Annotated in this window: 13 protein-coding genes and 3 pseudogenes; 5 read left to right on the plus strand and 11 right to left on the minus strand. The window is 61.6% G+C overall.

Annotated elements, in window-relative coordinates:
- Window positions 1–121: 121 nt before the first annotated feature.
- Window positions 122–1,168 carry a PDDEXK nuclease domain-containing protein gene (locus tag D6T64_RS01105; RefSeq protein WP_119970613.1) on the plus strand — a complete coding sequence of 349 codons (1,047 nt, stop codon included), beginning with the start codon at window positions 122–124 and terminating at the stop codon, window positions 1,166–1,168.
- Between the two features lie 86 nt (window positions 1,169–1,254).
- On the opposite strand, the gene D6T64_RS01110 is transcribed toward D6T64_RS01105, so the two are convergent.
- The 6 genes and pseudogenes from D6T64_RS01110 to D6T64_RS01135 all read right to left on the minus strand — a co-directional run bounded on the left by D6T64_RS01110 (window position 1,255) and on the right by D6T64_RS01135 (window position 8,311).
- The gene (locus tag D6T64_RS01110) at window positions 1,255–1,851 is read right to left on the minus strand and encodes a recombinase family protein (protein WP_119970615.1); all 597 of its coding nucleotides are present in this window, start codon (window positions 1,849–1,851) and stop codon (window positions 1,255–1,257) included.
- A gap of 449 nt (window positions 1,852–2,300) precedes the next feature.
- Window positions 2,301–3,005 (minus strand): ABC transporter ATP-binding protein, encoded by a 705-nt coding sequence (locus tag D6T64_RS01115; RefSeq protein WP_198418594.1) that lies wholly within the window; start codon window positions 3,003–3,005, stop codon window positions 2,301–2,303.
- Between the two features lie 34 nt (window positions 3,006–3,039).
- Window positions 3,040–5,139, minus strand: a complete 2,100-nt coding sequence (locus D6T64_RS01120) for a hypothetical protein (protein WP_119970617.1) — start codon at window positions 5,137–5,139, stop codon at window positions 3,040–3,042.
- Window positions 5,140–5,208: 69 nt separating this feature from the next.
- Window positions 5,209–5,496 (minus strand): lactococcin 972 family bacteriocin, encoded by a 288-nt coding sequence (locus D6T64_RS01125; protein ID WP_119970619.1) that lies wholly within the window; start codon window positions 5,494–5,496, stop codon window positions 5,209–5,211.
- Between the two features lie 551 nt (window positions 5,497–6,047).
- Window positions 6,048–7,248, minus strand: a pseudogene (locus D6T64_RS01130) (IS110 family RNA-guided transposase).
- Between the two features lie 460 nt (window positions 7,249–7,708).
- On the minus strand, window positions 7,709–8,311 hold the full coding sequence (locus tag D6T64_RS01135) for a TetR/AcrR family transcriptional regulator (protein WP_119970621.1): 603 nt from the start codon (window positions 8,309–8,311) through the stop codon (window positions 7,709–7,711).
- A gap of 151 nt (window positions 8,312–8,462) precedes the next feature.
- On the opposite strand from D6T64_RS01135, the pseudogene D6T64_RS01140 reads away from it, so the two are divergent.
- A pseudogene (locus D6T64_RS01140) lies at window positions 8,463–8,893 on the plus strand (AAA family ATPase); the annotation flags it as partial.
- A 357-nt stretch (window positions 8,894–9,250) separates the two neighbouring features.
- On the opposite strand, the gene D6T64_RS01145 reads toward D6T64_RS01140, so the two are convergent.
- Window positions 9,251–9,835, minus strand: a complete 585-nt coding sequence (locus D6T64_RS01145; RefSeq protein WP_158594754.1) for a TetR-like C-terminal domain-containing protein — start codon at window positions 9,833–9,835, stop codon at window positions 9,251–9,253.
- A 134-nt stretch (window positions 9,836–9,969) separates the two neighbouring features.
- Here D6T64_RS01145 and D6T64_RS01150 point away from each other — a divergent pair, with 134 nt between their 5' ends.
- The 3 genes from D6T64_RS01150 to D6T64_RS01160 are packed head-to-tail and all read left to right on the plus strand — an operon-like array spanning window position 9,970 to window position 12,244.
- On the plus strand, window positions 9,970–10,872 hold the full coding sequence (locus D6T64_RS01150; protein ID WP_119970625.1) for an AvrD family protein: 903 nt from the start codon (window positions 9,970–9,972) through the stop codon (window positions 10,870–10,872).
- Window positions 10,869–11,432 carry a hypothetical protein gene (locus tag D6T64_RS01155; protein WP_119970627.1) on the plus strand — a complete coding sequence of 188 codons (564 nt, stop codon included), beginning with the start codon at window positions 10,869–10,871 and terminating at the stop codon, window positions 11,430–11,432. The genes D6T64_RS01150 and D6T64_RS01155 overlap by 4 nt, the downstream gene beginning before the upstream one ends.
- Window positions 11,429–12,244 (plus strand): SDR family NAD(P)-dependent oxidoreductase, encoded by an 816-nt coding sequence (locus tag D6T64_RS01160; RefSeq protein WP_119970629.1) that lies wholly within the window; start codon window positions 11,429–11,431, stop codon window positions 12,242–12,244. The genes D6T64_RS01155 and D6T64_RS01160 overlap by 4 nt, the downstream gene beginning before the upstream one ends.
- Before the next feature lie 61 nt (window positions 12,245–12,305).
- On the opposite strand, the gene D6T64_RS01165 is transcribed toward D6T64_RS01160, so the two are convergent.
- From D6T64_RS01165 to istA, 4 genes and pseudogenes are all read right to left on the minus strand, one after another.
- On the minus strand, window positions 12,306–12,893 hold the full coding sequence (locus D6T64_RS01165) for an ABC transporter ATP-binding protein (RefSeq protein ID WP_119970631.1): 588 nt from the start codon (window positions 12,891–12,893) through the stop codon (window positions 12,306–12,308).
- 100 nt (window positions 12,894–12,993) lie between these two features.
- Window positions 12,994–13,764: an ATP-binding protein gene (locus D6T64_RS01170; protein WP_119970633.1), complete on the minus strand. Its 771-nt coding sequence runs from the start codon at window positions 13,762–13,764 to the stop codon at window positions 12,994–12,996.
- Window positions 13,761–14,357, minus strand: a pseudogene (locus D6T64_RS22780) (Mu transposase domain-containing protein); the annotation flags it as partial. The pseudogene D6T64_RS22780 and the gene D6T64_RS01170, both read right to left, overlap by 4 nt.
- Before the next feature lie 15 nt (window positions 14,358–14,372).
- Window positions 14,373–15,350, minus strand: a complete 978-nt coding sequence (istA, locus tag D6T64_RS22785; RefSeq protein WP_233550759.1) for an IS21 family transposase — start codon at window positions 15,348–15,350, stop codon at window positions 14,373–14,375.
- Window positions 15,351–15,850 lie beyond the last annotated feature (500 nt).

Consider the following 15,850-nt stretch of genomic DNA (forward strand, 5'->3'; position numbering starts at 1 on the left):
CGCCATCCCGGCCAGTTTCACCTCCCCGGCCAGTTCCAACTCCCCGGAATAGCGGTACCAACATCGTGGACTACCCGTACCAGTTACGACTATCCGCCACGCATCGGACAGAATGAAGGACATGACCACGCACACCGAGCTCGCCCTCCCTGAGGGATACGCCGAACTTTTACGGGGTCTGAAGGTGCGCGTTCGGAATGCGCAGGTGCGGGCTCAGCGGGTGGTCAACACCCAGCTCCTCGAACTGTATTGGGGTATCGGGAGTGAGATACTCGCCCAGCAGGAAAGCCAAGCGTGGGGGAGTGGTGTCGTGGGCAGATTGGCTTCTGATCTCAGAGCCGAATTCCCTCAGATGACAGGGCTCTCTCGCAGCAATCTTTTCTACATGAGGGCGTTCGCGGTGGCGTGGCCAGGAGAGGGCGTAATCGTCCAACAGGCTGTTGGACAATTGCCGTGGGGCCACATCACGGTTCTACTGGACAAGCTCGACGATGCCCGCACGCGTACTTGGTATGCCCAAGCCGCCGTTGAACACGGGTGGTCACGGAACGTGTTGATGAACCAAATTATGAACCGTACCCATGAGCGGGTCGGGTCGGGCCCGAGCAATTTCACTAGGCAACTTCCCGCAGCTGAGTCGGAGCTCGCGCAGCAGATCGCGAAAGACCCCTACGTCTTCGATTTCCTCGAGCTGACCGACCAGGCCGCCGAGCGGGACCTGGAACAGTCCCTGATGGACCGCATCGTAGAAACCCTCCGCGAACTCGGCGCTGGCTTCGCATTCGTTGGCCGCCAGGTGCACTTCGACGTTGGCGGGGATGACTTCTACCTGGACCTGTTGTTCTTCCACGTCGTCCAGCTCCGCTACGTCGTCGTCGAGCTGAAGACGGGGAAGTTCCAGCCCGAGTACGCCGGCAAGCTCGGTTTCTATATCGCCGTTGTCGACGACAAACTCCGCCTCCCTGCGCATAATCCAACGGTCGGGATCCTCATCTGCGGCAGCCGTAACGATCACACCGTCCGCTACTCCTTGGGTCAGACCGATGCCCCGATGGCCGTGTCGACGTATACCTACGACACCCTGCCGGCGGCCGAGCGCAACGCGCTGCCCAACGAGGAGAAACTCACTGCCGCGCTCGACTGGGCTGAGGAACCCTCGGCGGAATAGACAAGCTCGTCCTCGAAGGATGAGCGTGTCGCCAAGCAGGGCGTCCCGGCGAGTCCGGCACCGCTCTGGGCCGTCGGACGGCTTCCTTAGGGCGTCGTGCTCTTGAGGGCTGCTTTGGCTTGCTGGTGACGGTAAAGGGTGGCACGGCTCCAGCCGACCAGTTGCGCTGCATCCTTGGCGGTGCGGCCTTTTGCGCGGGCTTCTGCCACGAGCTGGAGCTTGTCGGCGATCACGACCGGATCGGACAGCGGACGACCGAAGCGCGTCCCGTTCTGCCGGGCGGCAGCAATTCCGGCATTGACGCGTTCGACGATAAGTTCGCGCTCGTACTCGGCGAGGGTGGCGAGCATGTTCAGCATCAGCCGGCCCGTCGACGTCGCCGGGTCGATGCCATCCGAAATGGATCGTACCTGGACGCCGCGCTCGCCCAGCAGGTTCACCGTGTTCAGGACGTCGATGAGGGAGCGGCCGAGCCGGTCGATTCGCCACACGACGACCGTGTCACCAGGTTCGGCGTACCCGAGGAGCTTCTTCATCCCGGGCCGTTCGATCGCGGTCTTGCTCCCTGACGTGACGTCAGCGAACACGTCGCGTTTCTGCACGCCAGCATTGACGAGCGCGTCGAGCTGCAGCTGCGCATCCTGGCTCGATGTGCTCACACGCGTGTACCCAATATGCCTCATTCGTCCATTGTGACTCACAAACCCCGTCTCGCCAGTCACCTGAGACGTTTTACGGTGAGACATATTTATGGGACACCGAGCGGCCCGCCACCTTGTGGGTGGGGACCGATGGGGGAGCGGGGATCGAGTGTCTTGGAAAGCTCTAGCTTTCTAAGACACCAGGTGATCTCCGTTTACGGGACCCGCACAGAACCGGCAACGCCGGCAGAACTCGCGAAGTCCAACCGGCGACGTCATCGAAGCCGCCGCCAGGATCCTCGTCATCGGGAATTAGCGACACGGAACGATCACAGAACGCCGCCCCCGACCGGCTGTTGACGCCCACCGAAAATAGGGCCAAGAGTGCCGCTTGGCAATACTGACCCTATTTTTGGTCGCCGTTAACAGGTAAATGTCACGACCACGGCCCGCGCCGATACAGGAGTGCCATTAAGCTCTTTTCACCGGGACTACTGCCATCCAACGACCGCGTCTGCACCACGCTCGCGAGTGCCGCTTGCGAGGCGTACAACTCCGTCGCTTGCTTCGATTATTCGGTCGTCGTGGGTGGAGATGACGACGGCAGCACCTCCATCTGCAAGATCACGCAGCGCGCCAATGACCATCTCGGAGTTGCCATGGTCGAGTGATGCGGTGGGTTCATCCGCGAGGACGATCTGCGCATTTTTCAGGAGCAGCCTGGCCAAGCCAACTCGTTGTTGTTCTCCTCCGCTCAAGGTATGCACTCGGTCGCCTGAATTTCCGCCCATGCCCATGCGTTCGAGAGCATTCTCGACTTGTTGTTGCTTATTCCTTCTGCTCAGCCGCTGGTGCCCAAGAGCGATGGCGACGTTGTCGTACACGGTCCACGAGTCGACGAGGCCGGAGTCTTGGAAGAGGAATCCGATCGAGTCTCGGTACAGCCGTCGTCGAAGGCCGCGCCTCGGACGTGTTGCGTCACGAGTGCCGTAGGTGATGGTGCCAGCGTCAACTCGCTCGAGCAGGCCTATGCAGTTGAGCAGGGTCGTCTTCCCTGACCCGCTGGGACCAGCCAGAGCAAGCATCTGCCCGGGGTGAACTTCGAAGTTCACGTCGCTCCATAGGTGGCGGCGACCAAACTTCTTTTCGACGCCCTCAACGCGAACGGGGAGTGACGTCGTAGTGTTGCGGTGCACGGTTGAATCCTTCGGTCGGTATGCTGCGGCGGGGTCAACGCTGTTTGATGAGATCGGCGCGCGCTCGTCGGTCGAAACTCGCAGTTGCGAAGAAGACCACGAGGCCGATGAGTAGAGCCATTATCACGGCGACGGCGATGCCCGTTCGGTCATTGGTGTAGGCAGCGGGTCGGAGAAGTATGGTGGCTGCTGTGACAGCAGCCGCGCTGATCACGGTGATGGACACCAAAAAAATCCAGTGAATTCGCAGTCCTCTCCATCCTTGTGTGCGCTTCAGAAACGAGGAATATCGTGTTGCGTTTGCATAGATGGCCGCGAGGAGCAGCACAGTGACGATCAAGGTAAGTGAGCCGAGCAAGGCATTGCCCAGAGCTACGCGAAGCTCCGTGTTCCTATCGCGCAGCTCCTGGGCCGCGTGCGTGGCGGGACTGCTGATCGAAGAGAACCTAGACGTGAGCCCCGCCTCATCAGCCAGGGCCTGAAACTTTTCTCCATCCGCGAAGATGACGTTGCCATCGTTCGCCGCAACGCCCAGGAGGATGTAATCACTGAAATAGTCGGTCTGCGATGAGACCACAGCGATTACGGGATCCTGTTGAGTCCAGTGCTCCATGCGCCATGTGTCGCCGTAGTTGAATACGGCTTGGCCCGATTTCACGATGTGCGAAATGATCTGGAGGGGTTCCTCGGGCTCCGTACCGTCGATTGGGTCATACTCAGCGACTGTAGACGCAGCCCACCGTTGAGTGAGTTGATCTGTGTACGAGGACATGCTTTCCGGGATCAGTAGATGAACGGTTCGGGCTGCGGGGGGGAGATCCTTAACAGACGTACCATCCTCGTTAAGGATTTCATGCCGGTCTAGATAATTATTGTTAACGACGAGTGAGTTTCCGCCGAGCGGGTCATAGCTGGACAGCGGAGCTCCCGTTGTGTCGGTGTGTTTGTCGCCTTGATGGAAACTGAGGACTGCGCTTCCTTCGGATTCCAGCGCGGTGAAGATATTGCCGAACGACCGGTACGCTGCTGCGACGTCCGGCTCGAACGATTTAGACGCGGGATCTTCAAACGCATTGGGGTTAATCTGAACGGTGAGGCTATTTTCTTCAGATGCCCAGCTGTCGAAGGTGCGTGAGTCGGCGGTTATCGTCGCGATACCCCCTGTTGCTTGCGCGAGGGAGGCGTATACCAGGACGATCATGAGCAGTTGCGAGAGAATCGCCGAGGCGGCGAGCAGCCGCATTGGGCGGGCTCCTTTAACGGCGTTGTATCCTGGCAGACGAAGCGCCGCAGTTGATGCGATCAGTGACACGCCTAGTGCGATCGCACCGACAATCAGCATTGGCACACACGCCCACCAGATGAACTGGCTGTACTGGTTCCAGCCATTGTAGAAACCCAGTACTGCGGATCCGACGCCTACGGAGGCAGCAGCCGCGGTCGCATAGACGACGATCAGACCCGACGCCTGATTGCGGATCAGCCGCCGCCTGCGGTAGCCGTGGAACTCCTGCAATGCAGTCGCTTTCCGGCTGAACGCGACCCAATAAATGATGACGAGCCCAAGCGCTATGACCGAGGCAAGCAGGATTGGCCACGAGGAAGAGAGGAGCAACCCAGTTAGATAGCTACGCGATGCGTCGACTTTCTGGGTCGTGACCGTGAGCCCAGCGTCGCCCAGTGTGACACCAAGTCCCGCGAGATCCGTGGCCTGCCCCTGCACCGCGTAAGTCCCACGGATCGGCTGGTTCAGACTCATGAGTTCCGCGCCCTCGAAGACCTCCGGCGTGGACGCGGGTGAGAACGCCGGATACTCACCGTCCGGAATCGTAGCGTCGAACAGGCCGCGGTCTCCGACGAAAGCGAAGTACCACGGTGCCGCAGAGGGGCCTGCGGGGTTCGCCCCCACCCGCAACAGGTTAATATTCTGGGTGTGCGCCGCTTCTTCAAGAGCGCTGATGGCCTTGGCTTCGCTCGTGCCTACCTGCTGAACCTGCATGAACGCACTCGTGCCAGGCGGCTGTTCGCGATCAATCACCTGGTAGCTGAGTGCGCCCAGCAGGAAAAGTAGGCCGCATGTGCACGCGCTGGCAATCCAAACGAGTGGGTGCACATGACGAGCGAGAGTGATCACGCCGATCCTTTCCTAGCGCTGTTTACAGCGCTGTTTGGTACAAACATCAACGTAATCACGGCCGCAATGCTACATGGGGTCGTACCAGAAGCCGCACCCGCTAACAGCAGTCAGGGCAGCGTTCGACCACTTGTACCCGTCGGCCGCAACTCGGTTCGTTCTGTCGCCGCAGATTACGGTGGAGGCATGCCGCGTCTCAAGCATGTAGTCGGAATAGTTATGGCCCATCGTATTGCCGTAGTTCCACGTGCCGCCCTCGGTGGGATACTCGGTAGCTGCGTACGCGGGTCCAGCACTGAGCGCTAGTGGCGCGGCAATGGCGAGTGCAGCAATGGTGTTTTTCCAACGATTTTTCATGGTTTCCTCTTTCAGTGAGAGCGACGCCGATATCAGAGATCCCGGTCGGTCGTCCTTATCAACGTGGCCTATCACTGGGGTAGAAATCAAACTTACGTTCCACACTATAGCGGAACGTTATTCAACTGATATCGATTGAGGAATAGCGGGCTGGAACGCCCCAGCATGATAATTTTGCTTGGGTCGATGACCACGGCTTGTCTTCGAGACCGACTCGGTTGGGACCACGCGTGGTGGCGTGCGCATTTTGCATGGGATGTGATCCACCTGCGTTTGACGACGCGCGGGATCGGTCAGGAGTGGTTGTTTGGGCAGAAACACGACGCGGAAGTTCCGGTAGGGGTGTCGCCCCCTCAGGCTGAAGCTCATTGCTCGGCAAGGGGCGGGCGGGGGATGTAGAGAGCCGCGACGACGGATATCAAGTCGTGAGTCTCGGCCCCCTTCGAGGTCAGCGTCGAGAATGAGGCTGCGGATGGCGTAGTGGCGGCAGGCAGCAGGGCTGCGCCCCCAGCCTCCTGGAGCAGGAGGTCGGGGTGCCTCTAGGTAGTTCGTCAAGGGGTGGAGGGTGATTGGGCTTGATAAATGGTGCCGTCGCGGAGCATGGCGTAGAGGACGTCGCACCGGCGTCGGGCCAGGGCGATGAGGGCTTGGTTGTGGCGTTTCCCTTGGGCGATCTTGCGGTCGTAGTAGGTGCGGGAGACGGGGTCGCTTAGCGCGGCGAAGGCGGAGAGGAAGAGTGCTCGTTTCAGGGCTTTGTTCCCTCGTCTGGACGGGTGCTCGCCGCGGATCGATGATCCTGATCGCCGGGTGACCGGGGCGAGGCCGGCGTAGGAGGCGAGGTGCCCGGCGGTGGAGAACTTCTTGCCCGAGACTTCTGTGATCAGGCGGGCGGCGGTCCTCACACCCACCCCGGGCATGCTCGTCAGGATCGGTTCCAGCGGGTTGGCTTCGACGAGCTCCTCGACCTCCACGGCGATCTCGGCGCGCTGATGCCGGAGCGTCGTCAGCTGTTCGGCGAGGCGCGGCAGCACGGCGCGCGTCGCGTGGGTGCCGCCGACGACGACGGTCTGTTCGGAGAGGGCCTCGAAGATTTCCTCGGCCAGGCGGCGCCCGATCCGCGGCGCGAGCTTGAGCAGGCGCGTGCCAAGCCGGGTCAGGCCGGCGGCCTTCATCGCGGTCGGTGTCGGGTATTTCTGCAGCAGGTCCAGGACGGCCGGGTGGTCGAGGTGCGGGCCGAGAACCCGCTCGAGGGCTGGGTGGACCTGCATCAGCAGCCCCCGGATCCGGTTGCTGGTCGCGGTCATCTGGCCGACGATGTCATCGTGCGAAGCCGCACAGCATTGACAGCTCCGCCATCTGCTCATCCTCGAGGCGCAGCGGCCGCAGCGCATGCGGGAGGGTCCGGGCGGCCTCGGCGATGATCGCCGCGTCGCGGGCGTCGGTCTTCGCTTCGCCGGGGTGCAGATCGGCGATGCGCCGCATCGCCAGGCCCGACAGATACCCGACGAGGATGCCTTCGGCGTAAGCGACGGCGACGGGCAACGCGCCGACGGTCTCGGGCTGGTCAACGACCAGGAGCACTTGGCCGCGCAGCTTCAGCGTGCGGATGACCGCGCGCAATTTTGCTTCGTCATTCGGGAGGGCCTTGTCGTAAAGTCGCTTCCCGGTGCGGTCCAACGCGACCGCGTGATGCTCGCTTTTCCCGACGTCAACACCGATGAACACGTCGACGCTGTCGTAGTTCTCAATCATGAGTTCCCCTGTCAGCCATGCGGATCGGTTGGCCTATCCACGGCATCGAGTACCAGTCAGGCCCGGTGACAACACCCCCCGGATCATCAATGACTGGGGGCAATAACCATGCCGGGCCTAACAGGCCAACACCCTTCAGAAGCAAAGCTTCAAGGGCTACTTACAAGGTAACGGGGCAGGGCTGGTGGGTATCGACTCGTCGAAAGCGAACTCGATCTGCCGCCCCCGGGTGTAAGCGCCGGGAGGTGCGGTAATCAGGCGGCTGAGGTGAGGACATCTGTCGCTGCATCGTCGGCTTGGAGATTGCGAATCGCATAGCCGGTCGACCAGTGGGCGCTGAGTTTCCTGCGGGCACCGGCATGGCAGGTTTCTCGGTCGGTTCGTTCCGGTGCTGTCGGAGAATTTGGGTGCCGTTTAGGCACATAGATGCTCCGAGCGGCGCGGCAACGGAGCCGGTGAATCAATTTTCCGTGTGAAGTCGGTTATTGAGCCACATGACGGCGGATTCTGTCGTGAGCCGTGCGAGTTGGTCGTCGAGCGGCGCCCCTGTCGGGAGGAGTGCACGGGAGAGCACCGGCCCGACAAGCATGTCGCAGAAGTATTCGATATCGATTCCAGCTCCGTCGATCTCGCCACGTTGTACGGCTGCGTCAATGACACGGGCGACATTTGATCGGCGTGGGCTGGCAAACTGTGAGTCACACAGATCGCGAAGAGTCTCGTCAGCGCCAGCAGCGTCGAGGATGCCGGGAAGGTTGTTGCGGAGCAGAGGGGAGGCATACATGGCGATCTCTTCGCGCTGAAGCACGAGGAGATCTTCATAGAGTGATCCGGTATCGACGTTGTTGACACCGCCGAACCGCGTCTTGATCACTTCGAGCGCTAAATGCGCGATGTTCGGAAAGCGACGGTAGAAGGTGGGGCGCGTGGTGCCAATTTCGTTCACGAGGCCATCGACCGTCAGCGCGGCGTAGCCCTCCCCCATCATGATGCGCTCCGCAGCCTCGAGAAGCGTCTCCGTGATTCCGGAGACATGCGGCCTGCCCATCCGATTATTTTGCATTTCAAGACTCTCATAAAGATGGCCCCCAGAACCCAATAGATATATGGGAGTATACGGGCGCGTCTGTAATGTATATACCTTGCGGAGTCAGTCTGAATGAACCCAGCGAGAAAGCTGCTGGATCTGTCTCAAACCGGGACGAGCTGCACACCTGGTAGAACTGCTAATTATCGACGAAGCAGAACGCCTCACGCCCACCGCACTGGAATTACTTCGCGACCGCCACGACCGCACCCACCTCTCGATGATCCTCATCGGGATGCCCGGCATCGACCAAAGATTCCGCCACTACGCCCAGCTACACAGCCGCCTCGGATTCTCCCACCGCTACCGTGCTCTCGGCCGAGAGGAACTACTCTTCGTCCTCAACCGGCATTGGAAACGACTCGGCCGAACCCTCGATCCTGACGACTTCACCGACGCCCAAGCAATCGCAGCAATCGCACGCATCACACGCGGCAACTTTCGACTTTCGAGCGGCTCTTCCCGCAGATCGCCCGCATCCTCCAGATCAACCAGCTCGAAACCATCACCGACGACGTCATCGAAGCCGCCGCGAGCATCCTCGTCATCGGAAACTAGCGACACAGAGCGATCACAGAACACCGCCACCGAACGCCGAAGTTCACACAGAATGTGATCCTATCCTGACAATTTTTGATGAGGATGTCTGACGCCTAGTTGGGGTACACCCCAGATAGACATACTTTGCTCCCTTGCAGCACTTTGATTTCGGCAATGAGTTTCGAGCACGATACCAAGGCGGAAACCCTTGGGAGCCTCAAATGTCCGAACTCGCCTGCACGAGTTGGCACACTCTCCTGCACGGGCGAATTTCGGCCAATACTCCGTCGTCTCGATCGCCATTTGCACTTGGTCTGCTGGGGCCAGCGAATTGGCGGCTGGTTGACACGCTATCGGATCGCTTGAGCGCTGGCGTCATGAGCCGCCGGGACGTCGATCCCGGCGCTCGGAGAGAACGCCATACGCAACGCGGGCAGTGACGCAAGCGAGGTCGTCGTCGAGTACCGCGGTTCCTGGCAAGAGTGTCCGAGCGAGGATGGGCCCGACGAGCACGTCAGAAACGAGGTCGAGATCCCAGTCGGCGCGAATTTGTTCCCCCCGTTCGATCGCCGCCTCGATTACTCGGCCGAGGTTCTCTCGACGGCGAGCGACGAAGGCGTCTCCGTAGAGCTGCCGGATGGCGTCGTCGGTTCGTATCGACTCGAGGAGGCCGGGCAGGTTCTTGCGGAACAGGTCGGAGGAGAACATCGCGATGTCGGCTCGTTGCAGCGTCTCGAGGTCGCCGAGCAGTGAACCGGTCGACGGCGGCTCCCCGGTACCGAACTTCGACGCAATCACGTCGAAGGCGATGTGGGCGACGCTGAGGTAGCGCCGGTAGAAGGTCGGTCGCGTCGAGCCGATTGATCGAACCAAGCCGTCGACAGTGAGCTGGGAGAAGCCCGGCCCGACCATCACAGCTTCAGCCGCCGCGAGCAGGGCGTTCTGTATCTCGGGATCCATCGGTCTTCCCATGCGTCGGTTGCTCATTGAGCAATTCTTTCAGCCGCACCGCGTCATCCGGCCACCGCGTGTGGCATTAACCAAAGATATACAGCAGACTTTGTAATGTGACTCGAGATCTGCGGGATGGGAAGATGACGGGCGGCTACGAGACGGCGTCGTTTGAAGACTTTCTGGGTGTGGCCGAAGACCGCTATTTCGGTGACGGTTACCGACGCAGGCGGTACACCGTCGCGTCGGAGTCCGGCCACGCGGCTGCGATCGTCCGTGTAGAACCCGAGTGTCGCGATGACGATTCGGCCGAGGCTCCGCATCTGACCTCGATAGATGGGATCCTCATTCCTCTCCTTCTGATCGATCAGTGTCGTCGGCCGGCCGATGCTTCCGAGGTATTGACGGGTCTTCGGATTGATGCGGGCGCGTCGCCGTGGTTCGCTCTCGACCGCGTGCCAGTCACGCTGGAGGTTGCCCGACAGGATGACGGTGGTCGCACTGTTCGCGCGCGCGTCGGGTCATTGCGAACGGAATTGTGCCTCGTTCCGAGGACGCAGTCGCGCCGTTCCGATTCGCGCCCGGATGCGTCGGCGACATCTCGAACCGTGTACGGATCGGCCTATCGGGACATCGAGATCCGTACCCGTCTGTGGATTGTCTCGCCGAATGGTGTGCAGGGTTCGCACGAAGCCGAGTTCGCGAGCGCAAATGTGGCTGCTTCCGGAACCGACGGCAGCCTCTGGCCAGGCCTTACAGCGGTTACGTACGTGTCCATGATGGGTCAGCTCACCCAGGTCGCGCTGGTTGCGGCGACCGGACGAGGGCGGAGAGAGACCGGCAACCTGTGGTTGCGCAGATTGGTGATCGACTTCTCCGCACGGGTCGGGCCAAGCGTTGGCCCTCTGTCGACCGCGACGAGACTGCTCGGTCGGCGCAGTATTTCTCGGGGCGATGCGGTAGTGCACGTCGTCGATGTCGAATCGATCGCGTCTGACGGAGTCAAGGCCGTCGCGTCGCTCGCTTATCAGGAGCAACCGGCATGATTCCGAATGCCGAGTTGTCGGCGGTCGCCGACTACTTCCTAGCCCCGGAACTCGATGAGTTCTCCACTCGAAGCTTGGAGTCCGCCTTCGGCCGCCCGGTATCGTCGGACGAGTTGCGTGAGGTGGCGCATCTGATCCTGGACATCGAGAGCGCCAGCATGAGGCGCATCAAGGAGGTGATCGCCTCGGAGCGGTCCGATCCTCTCGACAAGATCGTCACGGCCTTCCGCATGGTCGGCGACAACCTGGCACGCGATCCAAAGATTCGTGCCGGCGTCGTCATCGCGAGCCGGTGGTCCGGGGCGTTCCCGGAGCGCCGCATCGACCCATTCCGAACCTGGGAGAGCTTCGTCGCGGAGGCGTTGCAGGAGTCGCGGCGTATGGGCCGGATCCGCCAAGACATCGATGTTGTCGAGGCGAGTTGGATCGTCGTGGCCGCAGGGATCGGGGCGAAGGAGCTGATCGCTTTCCGCGATGCCTGGGCCGATGCGGGCTACATCCTGGAGCGGACCGCTCGTAGCGCGCTAGCACCGCTCCGCATGAACTTGGCAGGCTCATGACCGAGGTGCCGCCATACGGCGTCGTCGTCGTCACGGGTGCGACGGGTGGTCTCGGTCACGTGATCGTAGACGGGCTGATCGACGACGGACACATTGTCATCGCTCAGTTCCATACGGATGCGATCGGCGCGCAGGCGCTCCGTGTCGCCGCAGAGCAGAAAGGCGGAACATGCATCCCAGTGCAGGCGGAGCTATCCACGAGTGCCGGGGCGGAGGCTTTTGTCGATGCCGTCGCCGCGCTCTTGAGGAAGAACGAATCGTGGCGACTACGTGGGCTCATCAATAACGCGGCCCTCGTTCTCGGCCCTGGCTTCGGCAGCACGACGGCGGATCTTTTTGATCGCTACGTCGCGGTGAACGTCCGAGCCCCATTCCTCCTCACGCAAGCACTCTCGTCTCTCATGGAGGACGGATCGTCGATCGTGAACATTTCGTCGGCCGGCGTCACGTTCTCGAGCCCGGGCGACATCATCTATGTGATGACCAAGGCAGCCCTTGAAGCGTTGACGAGGCATGCGGCGGAGCCCCTTGCCCGTCGGGGGATCCGAATCAATGCCGTCGTCGCCGGCTTCACCGATAACGGTCATCCCGGATACAAGTTCGCGAAGGTCCGGGATCACCTCGGCGCCTTCGCGGCGCTCGGCGGAATCGCCGAGCCGGAGGTGATCAGCGACGCCGTCCGTTTTCTCCTCTCCCCCGCATCCCGACGCAGTACCGGTTCGCTGTTGGATGTCAGTGGAGGGAGCACGCTTGGCGTCCCGCGTCCGGGCGGCTCCGTCCGTGACCTGGCGCAGAATCATCCCTCCGCGTGAGCTGAGGAGAGAAGGCTGACGATCGACACGAGCGCGTCGGAGGTCAGCATTGAAGCGGGGATCAGCGTCGAAGCTCGTGGTCGACGGTCAGCACATCGCGCCGCGACTTCGTGACGAGTTCGAAGACACGGTCGCATCGGTCGGCAACCCGATGGTCATGGGTGACGACGAGCAGGGTCTTGCCGTAGTCCTTTTGCAGGTCGAGCATCTCGATGAGCGCGATCTCCGCCAGCGCATCGTCAAGGGCTCCGGTGGGCTCATCCGCAAGGATTAACTCGCCTGGTTTTAGGATGCAGCGCGCGAGGGCGACCCGTTGACGCTCACCTCCGGAGAGCGTCATGACTTTGTCGTGGGCTACGTGCTGCAGACCGAGCCGGCCCAGCAGGTCCATGATCTGGTTCTCTTTCGTTCGCCGCCGCCCTCTCACGCCGTGGAGACTGATCAAGATGTTCTCCATGGCGGTCGAGGCGCTGATGAGGGCGAACGACTGGAAGAGATAGTTGATGTGGTCGCGGCGCAGGGCCGATGCTGCCCGGCCGTTGATACGCGGAAGAGGCGCGCCTCGGAACCGCACCTCGCCGCTGGTGTGTCTGTCCAGAAGTCCGACGATGTTCAGGAGCGTCGATTTCCCGGAGCCGGACGGCCCCACTGGCGAGTAGCGCCTGATGGTAGCGCGAGTCCAGACACTTGGTAGCGCGGTTCTGCCGACATGGTAGCGGCTCGGGCGTGGTGCCCGGGCCGCTTTGGTGTTACTCCCAGTAGGTCTTCTCGGCGCGGGCTTGGTCGTTGCGGTGCTGGCGCATGTCGATCTGGCCGAGGTTGATGATGCGGGCGTTGTTGGCGAGGCGGTTCACGATCGAGTCCGCCGCGACCCGGTCTGGCAGCTCGGCGACCCAGTGCGCGGGTCCCGTTTGCGAGGCGATCATCGTCGGCAGCCGGTGTTCACGGTTCGCGAGGATCGCGAAGAGGTCGCTGGCTGCGTCGCTGTCGACGCCGACGGTGAGGAAATCGTCAATGATCAGCAAATCGATGTTAGAGAGCTCGTTCAACAGCTTCTGATGAGCGATGCCGTCACCGCGAGCGATGACAAGCCGTCGGGCGAGGTCGTCCATCCGGAAGTAGAGAACGGAGTGTTCGCTGTGGCAGGCGCCGATGGCCAGCGCGCAAGCGAGGTAGGTTTTCCCGCCGCCGGTGGGCGAGATGATGAGCAGGTTGGTTGCATCCACGCGCCAGTCATGGGCGGCATAGCGCCGCATTCTGACGGCGGTGATGCCGCGTCCCTCGCGGTAGTCGACTTCAGCGACGGTGGCCCCGGGGATCAGGAGCGCTGCTTGGCGGATGAGTTTGTCGACGCGGCTGACGCGTCGGGATTCCAACGCGTCGTCGACCGCGGTGAGGAACAGCTGCTCGGGGGTGAGGGTGTCGTTGGCTTCGTCTTGGATGAGTTCCTCCAGCCGGGTCGCGACGTGGGTCACGCGCAGGGCGCGGAACTTGTCATAGTCAACGCTTGTGAACGTCATTTTCCGTCCTCGTTTCGGGCGTAGTGCGACGCGTCACGGACATAAACGTCCGTGACGGTGTCGCGGAACACGACGGTGTTGCTGCGTTTGCGGGTCGAGGCCGCCGGGGTCACCGGCCGGGGCTTCTTCGCATCACTATCGATCGCCGCCATCAACCGTTTCAACGTCGAATACGTCGGATGAGCTCGGCGGTTGACGAGATCCTGGCAGGCCGCCTCGAGCCGTTCCCGGTTGTTCTTGCCGAGGCCGTCGAGGATGTTCTGACAGGCCAGATAGCCCTGCGCTTCGATCGCCTGGCTGTCGAGGATCTGCTCAATCACCGTGACCGTCGCCGGCCCGGCGCTGCGCGCCCGGTCGATGAACCAACGCCTCGACCACAACCCGTCGATATCGCGGTGCTGCGGCGGAACATGCTCCGGAAGAGTCGAGTACTCGCCCTTGCGACCCGTCAACCGCGGGTGCTCGCAGATGCTGTCGTTGCCGTCGAAGATCGTCACGCGGGACGACGTCACTCGGACCCTCAAGAGTTTGCCGGCCAGGGCGAACGGCACGGAATAGCGTTGCGTGTCGCAGGTGACGTGGTAGTTCCGGGCGGCTTTGAGCTCTTTTCACTCGACGTCTTCGAAGCCGATATCGGGTAGCGGGCTGAGCAGCTCGCGTTCCTCGGTGTCGAAGCGTTCCCACCGGGTGGTGTCGTCGGCGCGGCGGATGTCATGGTTGATTTCCCGCACGCGTTCCTCGATTGCTGTGTTCAACTCGTTCAGTGTCGTGAAGACATCGTCCTCGAGGTAGCCGATGACGCGTTTGTTGACGACGTTCACCGCGTTCTCGGCTGATGCCTTGTCGCGCGGTTTTTTTGGTCTGGCCGGGACAATTGCTGTCTGATAGTGGTCAGCGAGTTGCTGATACCGGGCGTTCACGGCCCGCTCCGCATCATTCTGGTGGGTTCGGTGGGTCGACGTCGTCGGGTTATCGGGCACGACTATCTGGGTGACACCGCCATGAAACGCGAACGCTTGAACGTGGGCGTCGAGCCAGGCTGGGGACTTCATATCCGCATAGGCGCGGCAGTACATCAGTCCCGAAAACGGCAGCACCGCGACGAAGAGGATGGCTCGGACCACTTCGCCGGTGATGGTGTCGACGATGTCCATCGTGTCGCCGGCCCAGTCCACGAGCATCGCTCGCCCCGGCTCGTGGCGGAGCACCGCGACGAGATCGTGGGTGCGGAGGTAACCGGTGAACAGGGCGCAGAACTGCGAGTACCCGTACTTCTTGCCCGCGTCTTTGGTGTCGACGTAGCGGCGCCAGGCCAGCAGCAGCGTGAAGTGCCGGTTGGCTTTCATCGACGCCAACACCCGCGCCAAGTCGGGCTGGCCATACTCGTCGGACACTTTACGGCGCCCGTCAGGAAACCATTCCGCCAGCTCAATGTCGCTGACGGTAACGGTCGAGGTCAGACCCCGTGCCTCGACCTCCTGCCGCACCCGAGCCACATCGCGATGTGAGCACCCCACGATCTCGACGACGTCGCGGTAGCTGCGCCCCTCCAGCAATAGCCCCAAGATTTTTCGATAGTCCGCCATCAACCCGCCCCTTAACAATGAAACGACAACGCCTTATACGTGTCATTTCACAGCCGAGCAGGAAACCGCCGAACAGCGCTACCGTGTTCTCGGAAACTTGCTACCAACTCGCCGGACTACCGCTACCACCAAGAGCTACTCGCCACAGTTCACGCAAAGTCTGGCAGACGGACAGTGCAGGAATACCACTCCAGTGTTCCTGCAGTGGTATTCGACACACCGGTCACCGTTTCGACTAAAGTCGTCGATCACAATGGTGGCGAGCCGTTCGCGCACGTCGCCTGAGCGCTTGCGGTCCTCTGGCGGTAGGTCAAGCGTCCCGTAGGGGGTTCGGCTTATGACACAGGCTGTTTTGATTCAGACCTTTGAAGTTCCTTGGACGAATCGCCGTCGGAGCTTGTGGCTAGGGCGTGTCTCCTAATGATCCGTGGGGTCGTGTGGCACAGTTGACGCATGTCGCGAACTGCCGTTTTATCTGACAGCGAGTGGGCTCGACTCGA

This window comes from Cryobacterium melibiosiphilum (assembly GCF_003602235.1).
GTDB classification, from domain to species: domain Bacteria; phylum Actinomycetota; class Actinomycetes; order Actinomycetales; family Microbacteriaceae; genus Cryobacterium; species Cryobacterium melibiosiphilum.

What these genes read in the sequence shown, in the direction of transcription:
- D6T64_RS01105 (WP_119970613.1), top strand. Translation starts at nt 122, where the DNA reads ATGACCACGCACACCGAGCTCGCCCTCCCTGAGGGATACGCCGAACTT.
- D6T64_RS01110 (WP_119970615.1), bottom strand. Translation starts at nt 1,851, where the DNA reads ATGAGGCATATTGGGTACACGCGTGTGAGCACATCGAGCCAGGATGCG.
- D6T64_RS01125 (WP_119970619.1), bottom strand. Translation starts at nt 5,496, where the DNA reads ATGAAAAATCGTTGGAAAAACACCATTGCTGCACTCGCCATTGCCGCG.
- D6T64_RS01135 (WP_119970621.1), bottom strand. Translation starts at nt 8,311, where the DNA reads ATGCAAAATAATCGGATGGGCAGGCCGCATGTCTCCGGAATCACGGAG.
- D6T64_RS01145 (WP_158594754.1), bottom strand. Translation starts at nt 9,835, where the DNA reads ATGGATCCCGAGATACAGAACGCCCTGCTCGCGGCGGCTGAAGCTGTG.
- D6T64_RS01150 (WP_119970625.1), top strand. Translation starts at nt 9,970, where the DNA reads ATGACGGGCGGCTACGAGACGGCGTCGTTTGAAGACTTTCTGGGTGTG.
- D6T64_RS01155 (WP_119970627.1), top strand. Translation starts at nt 10,869, where the DNA reads ATGATTCCGAATGCCGAGTTGTCGGCGGTCGCCGACTACTTCCTAGCC.
- D6T64_RS01160 (WP_119970629.1), top strand. Translation starts at nt 11,429, where the DNA reads ATGACCGAGGTGCCGCCATACGGCGTCGTCGTCGTCACGGGTGCGACG.
- D6T64_RS01170 (WP_119970633.1), bottom strand. Translation starts at nt 13,764, where the DNA reads ATGACGTTCACAAGCGTTGACTATGACAAGTTCCGCGCCCTGCGCGTG.
- istA (WP_233550759.1), bottom strand. Translation starts at nt 15,350, where the DNA reads ATGGCGGACTATCGAAAAATCTTGGGGCTATTGCTGGAGGGGCGCAGC.